Source organism: Tianweitania populi (assembly GCF_014652875.1).
GTDB classification, from domain to species: Bacteria; Pseudomonadota; Alphaproteobacteria; order Rhizobiales; family Rhizobiaceae; genus Tianweitania; species Tianweitania populi.
Genome location: NZ_BMZQ01000001.1, coordinates 125,313 through 144,919 on the forward strand (window position 1 = coordinate 125,313; position 19,607 = coordinate 144,919).

A 19,607-nucleotide genomic window follows, 5' to 3' on the forward strand; every position below is an offset into this window, starting at 1 on the left:
GCTGTCAGGCTTGCCCAAAGCGGCAAAGACAGAGTAGGTGATGTTATCACATTACGTGAGGAGACCATGATTTCAGTTCGTTTGGCGCTTGCCGCCACCACGCTCGTCGTTCTTGGCCACCAAGCCTCGGCCGAGCCCACAAAGTACCCGCTCAGCCTCGACAATTGTGGCCAGGCCATCCGCTTCGACCATGCGCCCGAAAGCGTGGTAACAGTCGGGCAAACAGGCACGGAAATGCTCTACGCGCTCGGTCTTGCCGAGCGTGTGAAGGGCACGTCCGTCTGGTTCAACGAGGTTCTGCCGGACTATAAGGAGGCCAACGCCAAGATCGAGCGGCTGGCCGAAAATCATCCCAGCTTCGAGAGCGTGGTCGCCAAGCGGCCGCAGCTCGTGACCAGCCAGTTCGAATGGCATGTCGGCCCCCAAGGGGTGACCGCCACGCGCGAGCAGTTCAGCGATCTCGGCATCCCCACCTACATCATGCCCGCCGATTGCGTCGGCAAGGACAATGACACCGGCGGCGACGGAACGCGTTCGACGGCGTTCACGATCGACAGCGTGTATCAGGCCGTGACCGAACTGTCGGAAATCTTCGACGTGCAGGACAAGGGCGAAGCGCTTCTCGCCGACATGAAGACCCGCGAAGCCGCTGCCAGCGAAAAGGCGAAGGCGCTTGGGCTCGAAGGCAAAACGGCGGCCTTCTGGTTCTCCAGCGCCGATATTCAGATCGATCCCTATATGGCCGGCCAGAAGGGCATTCCGGCCTATGTCATGAACAAGATCGGCCTGAAGAATATCGTGCAATCCGATGAGGAATGGCCGGTGGTGGGCTGGGAAACGGTGGCCAAGGCCGATCCGGACATCATCTTCATCGCCCGCATGGATCGCCGCCGCTTTCCGGCCGATGATTATCAGGTCAAGCTCGACTTCCTCCGCCGCGATCCGGTTACCAGCCAGATGAAGGCTGTAAAGGAAAACCGAATCGTGGTGGTTGACGCCCACGCCGTTCACGCCGGCATCCGCATCCCCATGGGGATCGAGGCCATCGTCGACGGGCTGGAAAAGACTTACGCGGCCAAATGAGCTTCTTCGTATCGGATCGAGCGCCGGCAAACCGGGTTTCCGGTTACAAGCGCCGGATAGTCCTCTATTGCCTCGGCGCGCTGCTGCTCTTGCTGGTGGCCGTGGCGATGGGCGCTGCCATTGGCGAAACGGCGATCCCGCTTGACGTGATCGGCAAGACCGTCGCCAACCGCATCTTTGGTGCGGGCTACACGCTCGATCCGATCGAGGAAGGCATCGTCTGGAGCTACCGTATCAGCCGCGCCATTGTTGCGGCCAGCTGCGGTGCCGCACTGGCGGTGAGTGGCGCGGTGCTCCAGTCGCTGCTTCGTAACCCGCTGGCCGATCCCTATCTGCTGGGACTCTCGGCCGGCGCGTCCACCGGCGCCGTGCTGGTCACGGTGATCGGCATCGGCGGTGGGATGGTGTCGCTGTCCGTCGGCGCCTTCTGGGGTGCGGCACTCGCTTTCGGCCTTGTAGCGCTTCTTGCGAAAGCGGCTGGCGGCGGTGTGAGCGCGCAGGGCACCGGCCAGATCATCCTCGCAGGCATTGCCGGCTCGCAGCTCTTCAACGCGCTCACTTCCTTCATCATCACGCGCTCGGCCAATGCCGAACAAGCGCGGGGCATCATGTTCTGGCTGCTCGGCAATTTGAGCGGCGTGCGCTGGGATGATGTCTGGCTGGCCGTGCCGGTTGCGGTTGGCGGCGTTGCGGTCTGCATCTGGCATATGCGCGCGCTCGATGCTTTCGCTTTTGGTGCCGATTCTGCGGCCTCCCTCGGCATTCCCGTGCGACGCGTACAGGTGGTGCTGATCGCGATCACCGCGCTGATGACGGCGGTGATGGTGAGCCTCGTCGGCTCGATCGGCTTTGTCGGTCTCGTCATCCCGCATGCCGCGCGCTTCCTCGTCGGCGTGCGCCACGGACGCCTCCTTCCGGTCACCGCGCTCACCGGGGCCGTGTTCCTCGTCATCGCCGATATCGTGTCACGCACCGCCATACCCGGTCAGGTCGTGCCAATCGGCGTCATCACCGCGCTGGTGGGCGCCCCGGGCTTTGCGCTCATCCTCATTCGCGGAAGGCGGATGCGATGATGTTGCGGGCAGAAAACCTCGGCTGGACGGTGCGCAGCACGGCGATCGTGCGTGACATCAGTCTGAGCGTGCGGGAAGGGGAGATGCTGGGCATTCTCGGGCCCAACGGCTCCGGCAAGTCCACGCTCATGAAGATGCTGGCCGGCATTCTCGCACCATCCTCCGGCACGGTGACGCTGAAGGGTCAGCCGATGGCCGCCCTGCCGCGCCGTTCCATCGCCCAGATCTTGGCCTTTGTGGAACAGCATGCCGGCACGGCCGAGCGGATCACCGTGCAGGATGCGGTTGAACTCGGCCGCACGCCTTGGCTGTCGGCGATCGAGCCATGGTCGCCGCGCGATGACGCCATCGTTGGTCGTGCACTTGCCGACGTCGACATGGCAGCCATGACCAAGCGGCTCTGGCACACGCTATCGGGCGGCGAACAGCAGCGCGTGCATCTCGCCCGTGCGCTGGCGCAGCAGCCGACCATCCTGCTCCTCGACGAGCCTACCAACCACCTCGATATCGAGCATCAGCTGGCGATCCTCGGCCTCGTTCGCGCGCTGCCGATCACAACCGTGGTGGCCCTGCACGATCTCAACCAGGCGATGAATTGCGACCGGGTCGCGGTGCTCGACGGCGGCCGTCTCGTTCAGATCGGCCCACCCTCCGAGGTGCTGACGGCTCAGCTGATGCGCGAGGTCTTCAACGTCCGCGCGAGCTTCCTTGTCGATCCCGAAGACAACAGCCGCGTCATCCGCTTTCAGCCGCTGGGCACACCGGCGGTTAATCCGACGCTCATCAAGGAGGACCATTCATGATCCGCGTAGCACTTGCCGCAGCCCTGCTTTGTAGCCTGCCCAGCCTCGCTTTCGCCGACACGCATAAGGTGAAGATGCTTAATCGCGGTCCGAACGGCCCGATGGATTACGACCCTGCTTTTCTCGTGGTGAAGCCCGGCGACACCGTGAAGTTTCTGCCGACGGTGAAGGGCCACAATGCCGCGACGATCGACGGTTTCATTCCCGAGGGCGCGGAACCCTTCCTCAGCAAGATCAACCAGGAATTCGAAGTCACGCTCGACAAGGAAGGCACCTACGGCATCAAGTGCTCGCCGCACTTCGACATGGGCATGGTGATGCTGATCAAGGTCGGAGAGGGCAAGGCCGACGCGGTCAAGCTGCCCGAAAAGCTGCCGCCGAGCGCCAAAAAGCGGTTCGACAAGATCATCGATACGGCAAGACAAGCCGGCCTCTGACATGAAGCGCGTTGCACCACAGACTGCGAAAGCCATGTCCGACCATTGGACAGCGCGCGCCCACCGCTTCGACGGTGCCGCCTCCCATCTCAAGCATTTCGACGGCTGGCTGAACCTGTTCGGCCAAGCCTTGGGTGAAGAGCCGCGCGACGTGGTCGATCTCGGTACGGGCACCGGCGCCTGCGCGCTGCTTTGCGCCACGCTCGGCCACCGCGTCACGGCCGTCGATGGCGCATCCGGCATGCTGGATTATGCGCGCGCCCAAGCAAAGGAGCGCGGTCTCGACATCCGCTTTATCGGAAAAACGATGGACGAAGCCAACCTACCATCGGCCTGCGCGGACATCGTTACCATCCGCAACGTGTTGTGGACGCTGGAACAGCCCGAAGAAGCCCTGCGCTTCGCCTACCGCCTGCTGCGTCCCGAAGGCCGTATTCTCCTGTCCGACGGCGTATGGCGGTCCAGCCCTAATACAAGCGCGGAAGAGTTCGGCGCCGAGCTGCCTTTCATCAACGGCCTGACCGAAGACAACGCCCGCGCCATGCTGGAGCGTGCAGGGTTCAGCGATGGTACCGCCTGGCAGCACCTCCTGCCGGATGATCTCTATGGCACGATGTATGACCCCGGCTCGCAGGAGATGATCCGCTTCTTCGTGCTGACCGCCGAGCGCAGGGCCTAGAACGACGATTGCCATTGGTTATCCGCGGCTCGCTCCCTACTTCACGGGCAGCCGCGGCGAATAATCGGAGGCCTTTTTTGCAAAAGAACAGCCGGTCCTTAAAGGATCATGTCGCAATCGTCACCGGCGCAAGCTCAGGGATAGGGCTCGCCGTTGCCGAAGCTCTGGCCGGTGCCGGGGCTGCACTCGTCGCCAACTTTCACTCCCATGGCGACGCCGCCAATGAACTGGTCGAGCGTGTCACGGCGCAAGGCGGTCGCGCGATTGCGGTGCAGGCTGACGTCTCGGAGGAAAGCGAGGTGCTTCGCCTATTCGATGCGGCAGTTAAGCATTTCGGCAGGGTCGACGTGCTGGTGTCGAACTCCGGCATCCAGAAGGATGCCCCTGTCGCCGATATGTCGCTCGACGATTGGAACGCGGTGATCGGCATCAACCTGACCGGCCAGTTCCTGTGCGCGCGCGAAGCCGTGCGCCGCTTCCGCGCCCAGCCAAGCGAAAAACGGCCGTCACGCAGTGCTGGAACGATCATCGCCATGAGCTCGGTGCATGAGATCATCCCCTGGGCCGGGCACATCAACTACGCGTCTGCCAAGGGCGGTTTGCGCATGCTCGTCCAATCCCTGGCGCAGGAAGTCGCGGGCGACGGCATCCGCGTCAACGCGATCGCGCCGGGCGCCATCCGCACACCGATCAACAAGGATGCCTGGGACAGCGAGGAAGCGCTGACCAAGCTCCTGCGGTTGATCCCCTATGGCCGCATCGGCGAACCAGAGGATGTCGCGCGTGCCGCCGTCTGGCTGGCCTCCGATGAGGCCGATTACATCACCGGCACGACCCTGTTCGTGGATGGCGGCATGTCACTCTATCCCGAGTTCCGCGACAATGGCTGAGCCGCGCCGCACCATCGGTGAACACGGCATCATCGGAAATCTCGAAACCGCCGCCCTGGTCGCCAGCGACGGTACGATCGATTACCTTTGCTGGCCGGCGCTCGACAGTCCGTCGATCTTCGCGGATCTGCTCGATGCAGGCAGCGGCGGTGCGTTTTCGATCACCCCCGAACTCGAGAACCCGCGTCATCTCCAGCTCTACATCCCCGACACCAACGTCCTGCTGACCAGCTGGACGGCAGAAAATGGCAGCGCGGAGATCGTCGATCTCATGCCGCATCCCAAGGCGAGCGCGTTGGCTGGCCCTGACGCGCGCTGTTTGATCCGTCGCGTTACGGCGACACGGGGAACCGTCACCTTCACCGTCACCTGCGCGCCGCGCTTCGATTACGCCCGCGAGGTTCCTGAGGTCAGCCGGGCCGATGGCGGCGTTTCCTTCAAGGGTCGCGATATCAGCCTGAAGCTCTGCTCGTCCGTGCCGCTTGCCTGCGAGACCGGCGCGGCGACAACCCACTTCACCCTTGAAGCCAAACAAAGCGCCTGGTTCATCCTCGGCGAAGAAACGCTGGCTTGTCCCGACGACGAGGCTATCGCCAAGGAGATCGCCGCAACAACCGCCGCCTGGCGCAGCTGGCTGTCACAGGCCACCTACAAAGGCCGCTGGCGCGAACAGGTGCTGCGCTCGGCGCTTGCCTTGAAGCTGCTGACTTCGGCGCGCCACGGATCGATCGCGGCAGCCGCCACCTTCTCCTTGCCCGAAGCGACGGGCGCGGGACGCAACTGGGATTATCGCGCGACCTGGATCCGCGATGCGTCGTTCACGGTCTATGCCTTCATGCGGCTGGGCTTCATCGAGGAGGCCGAGCACTTCCGCCATTGGGCCGGGCAGCGCGTGATGGCTGCCGATGTCGATCACCCCATCCGCATCATGTATGCGCTGGACGGGTCGGAGGCCGCCGACGAGCAGGAGCTTCCGCATCTCAAGGGCTATGCCGACAGTCGGCCGGTGCGGATTGGCAATGCCGCTCATGCACAAAGCCAGCTCGATATCTTCGGCGAGCTGATGGACAGCGTTTATCTCTCCAACAAATACGGCCGGGCTATCTCTCACGAAGGCTGGCAGCACATCAGCGGCATCGTTGAATATGTGATGCAGCACTGGCAGGAAGCCGATGCCGGCATCTGGGAAATGCGCACGCAGCCGCGCCATTTCCTTCATTCACGGCTGATGTGCTGGGTGGCGCTTGATCGTGCAATCCGGTTGGCGAAGAAGCGCTCTCTGCCAGCGCCGCTGGTTGTCTGGGCCGAATGCCGCGATGCGATCTCGGCCGATATCTGGGAGAACTTCCGGCATCCCGAACATGGCTACTTCGTTCAGGAACGCGGCGGCACCGAACTCGACGCCGCCTTGCTGATGATGCCGCTCGTCCGCTTCGTTTCGGCAACCGACCCGGTCTGGCTGAAAACGCTGGACGCGATCGGCGAGCAGCTTTGCGACGATGGGCTCATCTATCGCTATCGCAATGCCGACGGCCTGGAAGGCGGCGAGGGTGCGTTCACCACCTGCACCTTCTGGTACGCCGAATGCCTGGCGCGAGCAGGGCGCCTGGACGAAGCTCAACTGGTTATCGCCAAGGGCCTGGCCTACGGCAACACGCTCGGCCTGTTTTCGGAGGAACTCGACAAGCGCGGCCTGCCGCTCGGCAATTTCCCGCAAGCCCTCACCCACCTCGCCTTCATCAGCGCCGCCTTCTTCACCGACCGCCTGCTCGATCCCGGCCATCAGCCGCTTTGGCAGCCGTGATGCGCAGCTGGGGTCGATCAGGAAATGGACAGGATCTCGAGTTCGCGCGGGCCAAGCAGCACCACATCGCCGATCGCTTTGCCAAGCAGAACAGCGGCCACCGGCGACGCGTAGGAGATGGAGCCCTGCGCGGGGTTGGCCTCGTCTTCCCCGACGATCCGAAACGTCTGCGTGCGCCCGTCATCGCGCTCGAAGGTGACGGTGTGACCGAAGGCGACGACATCCGTTGAGGCGGTTGCGGGGGTAAGCTGAGCCGTCCGCACGCGCTCGGCGAAATAACGGGCATCACGGACCGGCACGGCAGACTGTCTCCGCCGCTCGTTGATGTCTTCGAGGAGGTTGGCGGCTTCCAGCGCCTGCTGAGCACTCGCCAGCTCGGCCTGCAGCATTGCAAGCCCGGCTTCCGTCACCAGGTTCGCTCGATCAGAGATCGGTCGTGCCGGCAGAACGGTTTCCGATGCGGCTTCCGCGCTGTCTTCCTTGGCGAAAGCCACACTCACTGGATCAAACTCCTGCCGAAAAACCGATCATCGATGAGCCCGTTACGCAGCAAAGCCGGCAAGCTCATGGCGAGGGGGGTGCCATGGACTTGCCGATCCTGTGACCTGTTAAGCCGCCTTCACGAACTTGTCGTTGAAGGTCTTTTCATAAGCGACATCGGCATTCTTCAACTCAGGATCGAGGGTCTTCAAAACCTCCATCATCGAAGCATAGCCTTCCCGCGAAACCAGCCCATCCGGCGAGAACATTTCGCGCGAATTGCCGAAGGCCTGTTTGTAAAGGTCGCGATTGCCCAGCAGGTATTCCTCGGGAACGGTGTCGGCGACTTCATCCGGCGAGGCCGTTTGCAGCCACTTCTGTGCGGCCATCATGCCGTTCACCAGACGCTGCGTGGTAACCGGGTTTTCTTCAACGAAGGCGCCGGTGGTATAAAGCGTCGCCGCCGGGTTAGGACCGCCAAACAGGTCGCGCGTACCGGCTTCGGTGCGGGTATCGAGCAGGATCTCGATGTCGCCGTCATATTGCAGCTGCGCGATCACCGGATCGAGATGCGAAACCGCGTCGACCTGGCCCTGCTTGATGGCGGCGACCGCTCCGGCTCCACCACCAACGCCGATCATCGAAACGTCAGTATCCTGAAGTCCGTTTTTCAAAAGCGCATATTGCAGCATCAAGGAGGTGGACGATCCGGGAGCGGTCACGCCAACCGTGCGGCCCTTGAGGTCGGCAATCGTCTTGACCTCGCCTGCAAGATCCTTGCGCACCGCGATCACGATACCCGGAAACCGCCCGAGTGCGCAGATGCCGACGACATCCTGACCCTTGTGTTGCATGCGGATCGTGTGTTCGTAGGCGCCCGTCACGACATCCACCGAACCGCCCACCAGCGCCTGCAGCGACTTGGAGCCGCCGGCAAAGTCGTTGATGGAAACGTTGAGGCCCTGCTGCTCGAAGAAGCCCTTCTTTTCCGCGATCGTGAGCGGCAGATAATAAAGCAATGGCTTGCCGCCGACGCCCAGCGTCACATCGGTCTTTTCCGGTTTGCCTTCCTGCGCGAAAGCCGGCCAGGCACCTGCCACCGCGCCTAGCGCCAGCGCGCCGCCGCCCATCAGAACCGTTCTGCGTTTCATTTCGCTTCCTCCCGTTATCTGTCGTTTCTATGAAGCACGCCAGGCCAGGAGCCTGCGCTCGACCAGCGTCACCAAACCGTCCACCAACAGCACGAAAGCCATCAGAACGAACATGCCGGCAAAAACGCCGACCACGTCGAACACGCCTTCGGCCTGGTGGATAAGGTAGCCGAGGCCCGCCGCCGATCCCAGATATTCGCCCACCACCGCGCCCACCACGGCAAAGCCGACGGAGGTGTGCAGACTGGAAAACACCCAGGACAGCGCAGATGGCAGGTAGATGTGGCGCAAGAGTTGGCGTTCGCTCATGCCGAGCATACGGCCATTGTTGAGCACCGGCTGGCTCACTTCCTTCACGCCCTGATACACGTTGAAGAAGACGATAAAGAATACCAGCGTGACGCCGAGCGCGACCTTCGACCAGATGCCGAGCCCGAACCACAGCGCGAAGATCGGCGCGAGTACGACGCGCGGCAAAGCATTGGCGGCTTTGACGTAAGGGTCGAACACCGCCGCAACCAGCGGTTTGCGCGCAAACCAGAAGCCGAACACCACGCCGCCCAGCGAGCCGATCAGGAAGGCCAGCGCCGATTCCGCCAGGGTGATGCCGAGATGATACCAGATCGAGCCGCTGCTGAACCAGGTCCAGATGCGCTGCGCCACTCCAACAGGATTGGCGAAGAAGAAGGCGATCGTCTTGGGATTGCCGAACAGAGTGGTGGCGGAAGCCAGGTGCCACAAGGCCACGACCACGACCGCCACCAGGATTTGCAGGAGAACGAGCAGGCTGCGGTTCATGCGGCGGCTCCGGCCGTGTTGTTGTAAGCCGTCATCACCTGATCGCGCAGCGCGTCCCAGATGTCGCGATGGAGCCGAATGAATTCGGGATCGTGCCGGATCTCCGCGACGTTGCGCGGCCGCTCCAGAGTTACGGGAAAGTCGCCGATGATGTGCGAACGCGGTCCGGCCGACATGATCACGACGCGGTCCGACAGCGCGATCGCCTCGTCGAGATCATGCGTCACGAACATCACCGCCTTGCGGTCTTCCGACCACAGCTTCAACAGGAGGTCGCCCATGATCTGGCGCGTTTGCGCATCGAGCGGACCGAAGGGCTCGTCCATCAGGAGCAGGCGGGGATCGCGGATCAGCACCTGCGCCAAGCCCACGCGCTTGCGCTGGCCACCCGACAGCATCTGCGGATAACGATCGCCAAACGCACCAAGCCCGACGCGCTCCAGCCAATGCCGCGCCTTCGACAGAGCTTCGGCGCGAGCTGTGCCGGCAATCTCCAGCCCGATCGCAACATTGTCGATCACCGTCTTCCACGGCATCAAAGCGTCTTGCTGGAAGAGATATCCGGCCTGACGGTTGAGCCCGGTCAAGGGCGCGCCGAAAATGTCGACCGAACCGCTCGCTGGCCGCAGCAGACCGGCGGTTGCGTTGAGCAGCGTGGACTTGCCGCAGCCGGTCGGCCCGACAATGGAAACAAACTCGGTCTCACCAACGGCTAGATCGGTAGGCGCAACCGCCTCGTATCGGCGCCGGTCAGCCAGGTCGAAGCTGATGGCGACGCCGTTCAAGCGCACGGCGGCGATGTCGTTTTTGGGCATTCCTCCACTCCTCCACAGCGCAGTATCAAGGCTTTAGGGGAAAGTGCAAGACAAGCAGGCGACCCGCCCACAGCTCAGTCGGCTGTCCTGGTGGGTCGACGCGCTGTCCTGATCAACGCAGGAAAGCACGTTCAAACCAGAGAAACGGTCAGGCGCTCACGCCGCCGCGCCCGCATCCTCAAGCACGTCCTTCAACGCTGTGAGAAACAGGTCGGCATGTTCGATCTTGAACGGCAGCGGCGGCCGGATCTTGAGGACATTGCCGGCTGGTCCAGACGCGCTGATGAGGACGCGCCGGTCGCGCAAACCGTTGACAACCTTAAGGGCGAGCGCCCCATCTGGCTCGCGCGTTTCGCGATCCTTGACGAAGTCCAACCCGAGAAACAGCCCGATACCCCGCACGTCGCCGATCGACGGCACGGTTTCCTGCAAGGCGCGCATGCCAGCCAGCAGGTGATCGCCAGTCACGCGCGCATTCTCGATCAGGGCTTCGTTCTCAATGACATCCAGCACGGCGGAAGCGGCGGTGATGGACACGTGGTTGGCGCCGAACGTGTTGAAGTAGCGGATATCAGCGCCGAATTTCTGTTCGATCTCGTGCTTCATCACGGCAGCCGCAATCGGCATGCCGTTGCCCATCGGCTTGCCCATGACGACGATGTCGGGCGTGATGCCATGGCGCATGAAGCCCCACATGCCCGTGCCCAACCGGCCAAAGCCCGGCTGAACCTCGTCGGCGATGTAAAGCGCGCCGGCCTCGTGCAGCACATCCAGCGTCTTCTTCAGGAAGCCGGCCGGCTCGGAGAAGATACCATCGGTGGAAAAGATCCCGTCGGCGATAAAGGCGGCCGGCTTGATGCCGTGGCGGCGCATGAAGGCGATAGCATTGGCGACATTTTCCGCCAGCACGTCGCCGACATCGCGCCCGTCGCCACGGTAATTGTCGGGTGCCGGCACGGTCAGAACATGCTGGCCGAGCGGCATATTGGGCCCGAGCGCCGGCGAGATTTCGGCCGCTGCTGTCGTCACGCCATGATAGGCGTTTTCGGTGATGATGATGCCGGTGCCGCCGGTGTAATAGCGTGCAAGCCGCAGCGCCAGATCGACCGCTTCGGAGCCGGTGCAGGTATACATCACGCGGTTCAGTTCGGCCGGGAACGTCGCCAGCAGCCGCTCCGAATAATCCAGGATCTGCTCGCCGAGATAGCGCGTATGCGTGTTCAGCACCGCCGCTTGGCTCGCGATCGCCTCCACCACGTGGGGATGACAGTGTCCAACGGAGGGGACATTGTTGTAAGCGTCGAGATAGGCATTGTCGTCGGCGTCATAGAGCCAGACGCCGTCGCCACGCACTGGATGCACCGGCGTTTCGTAGAACAGGCGATAGGACGAGCCGAGCAGAGCTTGCCGGCGCTCGATCATCGTGCGCTCGCGCTCCGGCAGGTCGGCCAACTTGCCGCCATCGAAGCCGTTGATCATCGCAGGCGCGGGGCGGGCGGAAACCAGGCGCGTCATTGCGGCGTCCCTTCGGCATGGGCCTGACGAAGCCTAGCGATGGCCTCGTCACGCGGAATGGCATCGAGGCGGGCCAGCTGCGCCCACACATCCCGGCTGCGGATCGTCAAGCGCTCGGCCTGATCGGGAAACAACTGCGCGCGGCTTTGCGGAATAACGAGCCGCATCACGAGCCGCATCACCACGGCCGTATGCAGAAGCCCGATCTCATCTTCCGACAGCCGGCTGACCGTGCGATAGCCACGCAGAAAATCGCACATGGCTTCAACCGGATCATCGGCCACGCCGATCTGGTAGGCAGCGCCCACCGCAACATCGAACAGAACCGGCGCATGCACCATGTCGCCGAAGTCGATAATGCCCGCGATCTCGTCGGGATGGTCGGCATCCACCAGGATGTTTTCCATGTTGAAGTCGTTGTGGATGCTTTGCGCCGGCAGACTCGCTATCACCGGCACGATCTCGGCATCGAAGCGATCAAACGCCTGTTCCAGCCGCGCCCGTTGCTCGGCATCGGGAAAGGCTGGGACGAGCGCGCGCAGATCGTGGGCATGCGTCATGTCCCAGGTGATGCGATGCGCGGCCGTCGGATGGTGGAAGCTTTTCAGCGCCTTCTGCATGCGCCCAAGCAGAGCACCCACCCGGCGACGTTGCAGAGGGGAATGCGGTGCCGTGCGCTGCGCGACGCCCGGCACGAAACTCACCATCCGCACCCCACGCGATCCGCCATCGTCCGCCACGATCCGCGCATCCGGCCGGCCGTCTCGTGTGCGGATGATGCGCTGGAGCGGAATGCTGGGGTCTTCAGCTTCCACATGCAGCAGCGCCAGGCTGTGCATGTTGGTGACAGCAGGGTCTTCCGCGGGGTTGAGGATCTTCAGAAGCATGGCCGTGCCGTCGGGCAAGGTCAGGCGATAATTGCTGTCCTTTTCGCCCCACAGCCATTCGGCCTTGCCTCTGAGACTGTAGAGCTCGCGCGCGATCTGCTCGGCTTGCTCAGGCGGAACGGCCGTGGCGCCGGTGTTCAACTCGGCGCCCAGTCCGCTCGCGCTCCCTTTCATCTGTGCGAGCATCCGCAATCCGTCAGGCGCGACTTGCGGCCACCGTGTCGAGGGCGTGGCCGAGCGCATCGAACATCTCGTCGATCTGTTCGGCGGTGATGATCAGCGGCGGGCAGAAGCACACGGCCTCCATCACCGCGCGGCAGATCACGCCTTCTTCCTGCAAGGCGGCAGCGACGGCAGCAGCCGCATCGCCGGGCTTGCCATCGGCAAAAGGCTTGATTTCCAACGCGCCGAGCAGCCCCACACCCCTGGAGGAATGGGCAACCGGATGCTGAGCCAGCTCGTTGAGCCTGCCGAGGAACTTCTCCTCAAGCGCCGCCGCGTTGCCGACAAGATCGCGCTCTTGGATGATCTTCAGGTTTTCCAACCCGACTGCGGTGGCAACCGGATGGCCCGACGCCGTGAAGCCATGGCCGAACACGCCGATCCGCTCGGATTCATCGGCAATCGGCTGGTAAAAGGCGTCGTTCATCAGGATCGCCGACAGCGGCAGATAGGACGACGAAATCTGCTTCGACAGCACGAGAACGTCGGGCTTGATGTCATAGGTCTGGCAGGCAAACATCTTGCCGGTGCGGCCGAAGCCGCAAATGACCTCGTCCACGACCAGCAGAATGTCGTGCTTGCGCAGGATTTCCTGCACGCCTTCCCAATAGCCAACCGGCGGCACGAGCACGCCGCCCGCACCCATCACCGGCTCGCCCCAGAAGGCCGCGATCGTATCCGGGCCCTCGCGCTGGATCAGGTCTTCGAGATCCCCGAGCATGCGCTTGGTGAAGTCCGCCTCGCTTTCGCCGTCCTTGCCGAAATGGACATAAGACGGGCAGGACGTATGCACCATCCGGTCGAGCGGCAGGTCGAAGCTCTGGTGATTGCGCGGCAGGCCGGTGATCGAACCGGCCGCGATCGTCACGCCATGATAGCCGTAGATGCGGCCGATGATCTTCTTCTTGTCCGGCTTGCCCAGTGCGTTCGAGCGATACCACACCATCTTGGCCGCAAGATCGTTGGCCTCAGACCCGGACGAGGTGAAATGCACTTTCGACATCGGCACGGGTGCGATGCTGATGAGCATTTCCGACAGCTCGATCGAAGGCCCATGCGTCTTGTAGGCGAAGGTGTGGTAATAAGGCAGCTTGTCCATCTGCGCCTTCGCGACCTCGGACAAGCGCTTCTCGCCGAAGCCGACGGCAACCGACCACAGGCCGGCAAGACCCTCGATATAGCGCTTGCCGCTATTGTCCGTGACATAGATGCCCTCGCCGGATTCGATCACCAACCCGCCGCTCTTCTCGTATGTGCGAAGATTGACGTTGGGATGCATCTGATAGGCGATGTCGCGGGCTTCGATCGAGTTCGGCGCAATGGTCATGAACAGGCTCCAGTGGCTGGGACGGGCTGAGGTCGAGCGCTGATACAAGCTCTACGAAACCCTATCGGCTTAAGCAAAGGCTACGGCGGACAAGCCGATGGTCCACGCGGCGCGTCCTGACATCCAGGGATCAGCGCCGCGCGTTTATGTTCACCCCACCTCGCTCATGCGCAAGGCCGCAGCACGTCGATGCCCTTCCATGCCCTCCGTCGCACTTTGACGAACGGCCGGCGGTGCCACGGCCGCAACGGCGCGCGCATCCAGCGTCTGATGCGTGCAGATCTTCACATAGGAACCCACCCACAAACCGCCGGTATAGCGGCCGGCCGCCATGGTGGGCAGCGTGTGGTTGGTGCCGCAGCATTTGTCGGAATAAACCACCGAGGACAGCGGCCCGATAAACAAGGAGCCGTAATTGCGCAGCTTCTTTGCGGTTGCGGCGGAGTCGGCGGTGTGAACCTGCAGATGCTCGGCGGCAATGAAGTCGGAATAGGCGATCATGGATGCTTCATCGGCGCAAACAACGACCTCGCCAAAGTCGCGCCAGGCAACACCGGCGACATCGGCGGTGGAGAGCGTTTCCAGCTGGCGCTCCACCTCGCGCACCGTGTCTTCCGCAAGTTTCGCATCGGTGGTGATGAGGCCGACCCGCGTGTGAATGTCGTGTTCGGCCTGAGCCAGCAGGTCAGTCGCGATCATCGACGCATCGCCAGTGGAATCGGCAACCACGAAGATTTCTGACGGACCCGCCAGCTGATCGATGCCGACGCGGCCGAACACCTGGCGCTTGGCTTCATTCACGAAGGCGTTGCCCGGCCCGACGATCTTGTCCACCGCCGGCACCGTTTCCGTACCGAACGCCATCGCTGCAATGGCCTGAGCCCCGCCAATGCGGAAGATGCGGTCGGCACCCGACAGATGGCAGCCCGCGATCATGGCCGGATGGGCGGTCGGCGGCAAGCAGGCGATCACTTCGTCCACGCCCGCCACCTTGGCCGGCACGATCGTCATCACTGGCGCCGAAAGGATTGGATAACGACCGCCCGGCACGTAAGCGCCGACACGTTCGATCGGGATCACGCGATGACCGAGATGCAGGCCCGGCATGAGTTCAACCTCTAGCGGCAGGATCGTAGCCAGCTGCGCCTGCGCAAACCGCCGGACATTGTCGATGGCGAACTCGGTGTCGGCGCGTGTCTGCTTGTCGAGCCCATCCAGTGCCGCCTGACGCTCTTCAGCCGTCACTTCGAAACGATCAAGCTCGGACTTGTCGAATTTGTTGGAGAACTCGCGAACGGCTGCATCGCCGCGCGTTTGAACGGCCGACAGGATATCCTTCACCGTCGTCTCGATCGCCGCCGTATCGGCTGCGGTATCGCGCTTCGGTTCCTTGATGTGGTGGACCTTGCCGCCAAAACTCTGTGCCATGAAAGACGGTCTCCTCACTTGCGCGATACGTTGCGCGAACCATTCCCCAGGCCGTCAACGCAAACAACGCCATGCAGGCTTGTTGTTCAGTATTCTCACCGGTGCTACGATCTTTGCTGCTGGGCTAGCGGCTGAGTGGGGAGGGGCGTTCATGGCGCAGGTGGGATCCAAGCTTCGCGAGCTGCGCCGTCGCCGTGATCTTGGCGTGCGGGAATTGGCGCTGCGCTCCGGCATCTCCCATTCCGCAATTTCGCTGATCGAACGCGACCGCATGAGCCCGTCCGTGGATACGCTGAGCGCGATCCTCGATGCGCTCGGCACCACGCTTCCCGGCTTCTTCTCCGACCTGCAGGCGAGTGCGCCTTATACGCCGTTCTACCGCGCGGAAGAGCTGGTCGAGATCGGCAAGGCGCATGCGATTTCCTATCGCATGATCGGCATCAACCATCCCAATCGCCAGCTTTTGATGCTGCACGAAACCTATGCCGTCGGCGCCGATACCGGCCAGGCCTTCTCCCATGCCGCGCAGGAAGCCGGCGTTGTCACTAAGGGCGCCGTGGAACTCACCGTCGGCGAACAACAGCGCGTTCTCAAACCAGGTGACGCTTATTACTTCGACAGCCGTTTGCCGCACCGCTTCCGCAATGTTGCGGACGAAAAAAGCGAGATCCTGAGCGCTGTCACCCCGCCGACCTACTAGCAAGCGGTCACTATTCTCACCGGTGCCCTCAAAACAGGGGTCACGCGCCAAGGGAAATATGCTGGACTGCATTACGGCATCAATAAACAGGGGAACAAAGCCATGCTGAAGCCATCACGTTTCTTCACCGTATCGACGCTGCTCGCCAGCACTTTGGCGCTCGGCATGAACGCCGCTGCGGCGCGCGATCTCACCGTCGTGTCCTGGGGCGGCAACTATCAGGATGCGCAGCGCAAGATCTACTTCGAGCCCTTCTCCAAGGTGCTGGGCAAGCCGGTGCTCGATGAAAGCTGGGATGGCGGCATCGGCGTGATCACGGCCAAGGTCAAGGCTGGCAGCCCGAACTGGGATGTCGTGCAGGTCGAGTCCGAGGAGCTTGCGCTTGGATGTGCTGATGGCCTCTACGAAAAGATCGACTGGGCCAAGCTGGGGGGCAAGGATCTGTATTTGCCGGCTGCTGTCGACGATTGCGGCGTGGGCCAGATCGTCTGGACCACCGGTCTTTCCTATGATGCCGACAAGCTGAAGACGGCGCCGACCTCATGGGCAGACTTCTGGGACACGAAGAAATTCCCAGGCAAGCGCGGCTTTCGCCGCGGACCCAAATACGCGCTGGAATTTGCGCTCATGGCGGACGGCGTGAAGCCGGCTGAGGTCTATGACGTGCTCGGTACGCCGGAAGGCGTCGACCGCGCCTTCAAGAAGCTGGACGAGCTGAAGCCCAACATCGTCTGGTGGGAGTCCGGCGCTCAGCCGCTGCAACTGCTGTCGTCCGGCGATGTCGTCATGACCACCGCCTATAATGGCCGCATCACCGGCATCAACAAGACGGAAGGCAAGAACTTCAAGGTCGTTTGGCCGGGCAGCATCTATGCCGTCGACAGCTGGGTCGTGCTGAAGGACGCCGAAAACAAGGATGCGGCGATGGACTTCATCGCTTTCACCAGCAAGGCGGAAAACCAGGTCAAGCTGCCGGAATACATCGCCTACGGCCTTCCCAACAAGGAAGCCGCCGCAGCCGTTCCGGCTGAACTGAAAAAGGACCTGCCGACCTCGGCCGAGAACCTCGAACAGGCGATCCCGCTCGATGTCGATTTCTGGGTCGACAATGCCGAAGCGCTCACCCAGCGCTTCAATGCTTGGCTCGCGCAGTAAGCTGCGGCATCCTCACCTGATCTGACGTTGTCTCAAGCCGCGTCAGACGGGCCCGCTCTCATACAGGGGCGGGCTCAGGGGGAACGATATGCAGCGGCACGAGCCATGACCCAGCCTTATATCCGCTTCGACAAGGTGACGAAGGCCTATGGCGACTTCACCGTCGTTGAAGACCTTTATCTCGACATCGCCAAGGGCGAGTTCGTCAGCCTGCTTGGACCCTCCGGCTCCGGCAAGACCACGCTTTTGATGATGCTGGCCGGCTTCGAGCCGCCCACGCGCGGCGCGGTAATCGTTGATGAAAAGCGCATCGACCAGCTGCCGCCGCATCGCCGCAACATGGGCGTCGTGTTCCAGAGCTACGCGCTGTTTCCGCATATGACGGTTGCCGCCAACGTTGCCTTTCCGCTGGAAATGCGCGGCGTCCCGAAAGCCGATCGCAAGCAGCTCGTGGATCGCGCCCTCGACATGGTCCAGCTCGGCGCGATGGCCGACCGCAAGCCCTCTCAGCTGTCCGGCGGCCAGCAGCAGCGCGTGGCTCTAGCCCGCGCGCTGGTGTTCGAACCCGCCGTCGTTCTCATGGACGAACCGCTCGGCGCGCTCGACAAGCAGCTGCGCGAGCAGATGCAGCTCGACATCCGCGATCTGCACAAGCGGCTCGGTCTCACCATCATCTTCGTGACGCATGACCAGTCCGAAGCGCTCACCATGTCGGACCGCATCGCCGTCTTCAACAAGGGCCGCATCGAGCAGATCGGCACGCCCAACGAGATCTACGATCATCCCACGACGCGGTTCGTGGCCGACTTCATTGGCGAAACCAATCTTCTCGACGGCACGATCGAAACGTCGGATGCAAGCGGGCTGACATTGAGCCTGCCCGGCGGCAAACGCATCCGTGTGGCGGCAGGTTCGAACGAAGCAGCGGGAAAAACCGTCACCGTTTCGCTGCGGCCGGAAAAGATCCGCCTCGGCGCGGATGCAGGCCCATCTTCAAGTTCCGGCAACAGCATTCCCGCCACGATCCTCGATAGCGTCTATCATGGCGATCACCTGCGCATGGTGCTCGATGCCGAAGGCACCAGGCTGATCGCAAAGGCCGACCGGCGCTTCGGCGACCTGCAGCCCGGCAGCAAGGCTGTCGCGTCCTTCGATCCGGCGGATTGCTGGCTGGTGCGGTCGTGAGCATCGCGTGCGGCAAGCGACTGGCAGCCTTCGGCCTTGTCGCGCCGCTTCTCCTTTTCCTCGTCCTGTTCTTCGTTTGGCCGCTGGTCACGATGATGTCGAACGCCGTGTCCGATCCCGGGGCAGGGCGGGCACTTCCTCAAACGGCAGCGGCGCTCAGCAACTGGGATCGGTCGTCACCGCCGACACCTGAGATGCAGGCCGCGCTTGTCGATGATCTGCGTACCACCCAGGACGATCAGCTCATCGGTGACCTGACCCGACAGCTCAACAGCGCCAGATCCGGCTTCCGCACCCTGATGGCAAAAACCGTTCGCACCGTGCGCGAAGAGCAAGGTGCGGTGGATCTCGTTCAAGTCGACCAGCGGTGGGAGGACGTAAGCTTCTGGCAGGCCATCGCCGCCGCAACCGCATCGCCTTACACCGACCGCAACCTGCTGGCGGCCATCGACATGGCGCGCTCGCCGACCGGTGAGATCACCGCCTTGCCGGCCAGCGCTTCGGCCAATCTGGCGATCCTGCAGCGCACTTTCGTCATTGCCGCCGGCACCACGCTCGCCTGCATCCTCATCGGCTTTCCTTATGCCATGGTCGCCGCTTCGGTGACGGGCTGGAAGCGCCAGGTGATGCTGGCGGCCGTGCTTCTGCCGCTCTGGACATCGCTGCTGGTTCGCACCGCCGCCTGGTTCATCCTGTTGCAGGACAACGGTCTCATCAATCGTCTGCTGCAAACGCTCGGCCTGATCGACGCGCCCTTGGCACTCCTCTTCAACCGCACCGGCGTCATCATCGCCATGACCCACGTGCTGTTGCCTTTCATGGTTCTGCCGATCTTCAGCGTGTTGATCGCCATCCCCACCAATCTCCTGCCGGCAGCCGCCTCACTTGGCGCTCACCCCCTGCGTGCCTTCTGGCGAGTGCTCCTGCCGCTCAGTCTGCGCGGCGTCGTGTCGGGCTCGTTGCTCGTCTTCATGGCGGCGATCGGCTATTACATTACGCCCGCTTTGATCGGTGGCCCGACCGACCAGATGATCAGCTCGGTGATCGCCTTCTACGCGACCGGCACGGCCAACTGGGGCATGGCGGGCGCGCTCGGCATCGTTCTGCTCGTCGCCACGATCGCGCTGTACGTCGTGTATGATCGCCTATCGGCGTCCGGCACGGAAAGGGCATGA

The 19,607-nt window shown here is 62.8% G+C and carries 19 protein-coding genes; 11 read left to right on the forward strand and 8 right to left on the reverse strand.

All coding sequences use genetic code 11. The features are described 5' to 3' along the window. Nucleotides 1-66 precede the first annotated feature (66 nt). The 7 genes from IE166_RS00635 to IE166_RS00665 all read left to right on the forward strand — a co-directional run bounded on the left by IE166_RS00635 (nucleotide 67) and on the right by IE166_RS00665 (nucleotide 6,769). Nucleotides 67-1,083, forward strand: a complete 1,017-nt coding sequence (locus IE166_RS00635) for an ABC transporter substrate-binding protein (protein WP_189500903.1) — start codon at nucleotides 67-69, stop codon at nucleotides 1,081-1,083. Then, on the forward strand, nucleotides 1,080-2,156 hold the full coding sequence (locus IE166_RS00640; RefSeq protein ID WP_189500905.1) for a FecCD family ABC transporter permease: 1,077 nt from the start codon (nucleotides 1,080-1,082) through the stop codon (nucleotides 2,154-2,156). The genes IE166_RS00635 and IE166_RS00640 overlap by 4 nt, the downstream gene beginning before the upstream one ends. Then, nucleotides 2,153-2,959: an ABC transporter ATP-binding protein gene (locus IE166_RS00645; protein ID WP_189500907.1), complete on the forward strand. Its 807-nt coding sequence runs from the start codon at nucleotides 2,153-2,155 to the stop codon at nucleotides 2,957-2,959. The genes IE166_RS00640 and IE166_RS00645 overlap by 4 nt, the downstream gene beginning before the upstream one ends. Next, nucleotides 2,956-3,396 carry a pseudoazurin gene (locus tag IE166_RS00650; RefSeq protein ID WP_189500909.1) on the forward strand — a complete coding sequence of 147 codons (441 nt, stop codon included), beginning with the start codon at nucleotides 2,956-2,958 and terminating at the stop codon, nucleotides 3,394-3,396. The genes IE166_RS00645 and IE166_RS00650 overlap by 4 nt, the downstream gene beginning before the upstream one ends. 34 nt (nucleotides 3,397-3,430) lie before the next feature. Continuing rightward, nucleotides 3,431-4,075: a class I SAM-dependent methyltransferase gene (locus tag IE166_RS00655; protein WP_189500911.1), complete on the forward strand. Its 645-nt coding sequence runs from the start codon at nucleotides 3,431-3,433 to the stop codon at nucleotides 4,073-4,075. A gap of 77 nt (nucleotides 4,076-4,152) precedes the next feature. Beyond that, nucleotides 4,153-4,965 (forward strand): SDR family oxidoreductase, encoded by an 813-nt coding sequence (locus IE166_RS00660; protein WP_189500913.1) that lies wholly within the window; start codon nucleotides 4,153-4,155, stop codon nucleotides 4,963-4,965. Then, a complete protein-coding gene (locus IE166_RS00665; protein WP_189500916.1) occupies nucleotides 4,958-6,769 on the forward strand; it encodes a glycoside hydrolase family 15 protein in 1,812 nt (603 codons plus the stop codon). The genes IE166_RS00660 and IE166_RS00665 overlap by 8 nt, the downstream gene beginning before the upstream one ends. 17 nt (nucleotides 6,770-6,786) lie before the next feature. Here the strand turns inward: IE166_RS00665 and greA are convergent, their stop codons facing one another. The 8 genes from greA to hisD form a co-directional block, all read right to left on the reverse strand. Continuing rightward, entirely contained in the window at nucleotides 6,787-7,269 is a 483-nt protein-coding gene (gene greA / locus IE166_RS00670; protein ID WP_189500918.1) for a transcription elongation factor GreA, read from the reverse strand. A 108-nt stretch (nucleotides 7,270-7,377) separates the two neighbouring features. After that, nucleotides 7,378-8,400: an ABC transporter substrate-binding protein gene (locus IE166_RS00675; RefSeq protein WP_189500920.1), complete on the reverse strand. Its 1,023-nt coding sequence runs from the start codon at nucleotides 8,398-8,400 to the stop codon at nucleotides 7,378-7,380. A 27-nt stretch (nucleotides 8,401-8,427) separates the two neighbouring features. Further along, complete coding sequence (locus IE166_RS00680; RefSeq protein WP_189500922.1) at nucleotides 8,428-9,198, reverse strand: ABC transporter permease; 771 nt, start codon at nucleotides 9,196-9,198, stop codon at nucleotides 8,428-8,430. Then, nucleotides 9,195-10,013: an ABC transporter ATP-binding protein gene (locus IE166_RS00685; RefSeq protein WP_189500924.1), complete on the reverse strand. Its 819-nt coding sequence runs from the start codon at nucleotides 10,011-10,013 to the stop codon at nucleotides 9,195-9,197. Before IE166_RS00685 ends, IE166_RS00680 begins: the two co-directional genes overlap by 4 nt. A gap of 156 nt (nucleotides 10,014-10,169) precedes the next feature. Then, nucleotides 10,170-11,492: an aspartate aminotransferase family protein gene (locus IE166_RS00690; RefSeq protein WP_189503153.1), complete on the reverse strand. Its 1,323-nt coding sequence runs from the start codon at nucleotides 11,490-11,492 to the stop codon at nucleotides 10,170-10,172. A gap of 32 nt (nucleotides 11,493-11,524) precedes the next feature. After that, complete coding sequence (locus IE166_RS00695) at nucleotides 11,525-12,589, reverse strand: phosphotransferase (protein WP_189500926.1); 1,065 nt, start codon at nucleotides 12,587-12,589, stop codon at nucleotides 11,525-11,527. 22 nt (nucleotides 12,590-12,611) lie between these two features. Continuing rightward, nucleotides 12,612-13,964, reverse strand: coding sequence for an aspartate aminotransferase family protein (locus IE166_RS00700; protein WP_189500928.1), 1,353 nt, complete (start codon nucleotides 13,962-13,964; stop codon nucleotides 12,612-12,614). A gap of 150 nt (nucleotides 13,965-14,114) precedes the next feature. Beyond that, nucleotides 14,115-15,392: a histidinol dehydrogenase gene (gene hisD, locus IE166_RS00705; RefSeq protein WP_189500930.1), complete on the reverse strand. Its 1,278-nt coding sequence runs from the start codon at nucleotides 15,390-15,392 to the stop codon at nucleotides 14,115-14,117. Nucleotides 15,393-15,543: 151 nt separating this feature from the next. Between hisD and IE166_RS00710 the strand changes: the two genes are divergently transcribed. The 4 genes from IE166_RS00710 to IE166_RS00725 all read left to right on the forward strand — a co-directional run bounded on the left by IE166_RS00710 (nucleotide 15,544) and on the right by IE166_RS00725 (nucleotide 19,607). Further along, nucleotides 15,544-16,092: a cupin domain-containing protein gene (locus IE166_RS00710; protein ID WP_189500932.1), complete on the forward strand. Its 549-nt coding sequence runs from the start codon at nucleotides 15,544-15,546 to the stop codon at nucleotides 16,090-16,092. Between the two features lie 165 nt (nucleotides 16,093-16,257). Then, nucleotides 16,258-17,247 (forward strand): ABC transporter substrate-binding protein, encoded by a 990-nt coding sequence (locus tag IE166_RS00715; protein WP_244641382.1) that lies wholly within the window; start codon nucleotides 16,258-16,260, stop codon nucleotides 17,245-17,247. 105 nt (nucleotides 17,248-17,352) lie between these two features. Further along, the gene (locus tag IE166_RS00720; protein ID WP_189500935.1) at nucleotides 17,353-18,432 is read left to right on the forward strand and encodes an ABC transporter ATP-binding protein; all 1,080 of its coding nucleotides are present in this window, start codon (nucleotides 17,353-17,355) and stop codon (nucleotides 18,430-18,432) included. Continuing rightward, nucleotides 18,429-19,607 carry an ABC transporter permease gene (locus IE166_RS00725; RefSeq protein ID WP_244641273.1) on the forward strand — a complete coding sequence of 393 codons (1,179 nt, stop codon included), beginning with the start codon at nucleotides 18,429-18,431 and terminating at the stop codon, nucleotides 19,605-19,607. The genes IE166_RS00720 and IE166_RS00725 overlap by 4 nt, the downstream gene beginning before the upstream one ends.

Bases quoted from the DNA above. Each gene is read 5' to 3' on its own strand.
- IE166_RS00635 (WP_189500903.1), top strand. From the start codon at position 67: ATGATTTCAGTTCGTTTGGCGCTTGCCGCCACCACGCTCGTCGTTCTT.
- IE166_RS00640 (WP_189500905.1), top strand. From the start codon at position 1,080: ATGAGCTTCTTCGTATCGGATCGAGCGCCGGCAAACCGGGTTTCCGGT.
- IE166_RS00645 (WP_189500907.1), top strand. From the start codon at position 2,153: ATGATGTTGCGGGCAGAAAACCTCGGCTGGACGGTGCGCAGCACGGCG.
- IE166_RS00650 (WP_189500909.1), top strand. From the start codon at position 2,956: ATGATCCGCGTAGCACTTGCCGCAGCCCTGCTTTGTAGCCTGCCCAGC.
- IE166_RS00655 (WP_189500911.1), top strand. From the start codon at position 3,431: ATGTCCGACCATTGGACAGCGCGCGCCCACCGCTTCGACGGTGCCGCC.
- IE166_RS00665 (WP_189500916.1), top strand. From the start codon at position 4,958: ATGGCTGAGCCGCGCCGCACCATCGGTGAACACGGCATCATCGGAAAT.
- IE166_RS00675 (WP_189500920.1), bottom strand. From the start codon at position 8,400: ATGAAACGCAGAACGGTTCTGATGGGCGGCGGCGCGCTGGCGCTAGGC.
- IE166_RS00680 (WP_189500922.1), bottom strand. From the start codon at position 9,198: ATGAACCGCAGCCTGCTCGTTCTCCTGCAAATCCTGGTGGCGGTCGTG.
- IE166_RS00685 (WP_189500924.1), bottom strand. From the start codon at position 10,013: ATGCCCAAAAACGACATCGCCGCCGTGCGCTTGAACGGCGTCGCCATC.
- IE166_RS00690 (WP_189503153.1), bottom strand. From the start codon at position 11,492: ATGATCAACGGCTTCGATGGCGGCAAGTTGGCCGACCTGCCGGAGCGC.
- IE166_RS00695 (WP_189500926.1), bottom strand. From the start codon at position 12,589: ATGAAAGGGAGCGCGAGCGGACTGGGCGCCGAGTTGAACACCGGCGCC.
- IE166_RS00700 (WP_189500928.1), bottom strand. From the start codon at position 13,964: ATGACCATTGCGCCGAACTCGATCGAAGCCCGCGACATCGCCTATCAG.
- hisD (WP_189500930.1), bottom strand. From the start codon at position 15,392: ATGGCACAGAGTTTTGGCGGCAAGGTCCACCACATCAAGGAACCGAAG.
- IE166_RS00710 (WP_189500932.1), top strand. From the start codon at position 15,544: ATGGCGCAGGTGGGATCCAAGCTTCGCGAGCTGCGCCGTCGCCGTGAT.
- IE166_RS00715 (WP_244641382.1), top strand. From the start codon at position 16,258: ATGAACGCCGCTGCGGCGCGCGATCTCACCGTCGTGTCCTGGGGCGGC.
- IE166_RS00720 (WP_189500935.1), top strand. From the start codon at position 17,353: ATGACCCAGCCTTATATCCGCTTCGACAAGGTGACGAAGGCCTATGGC.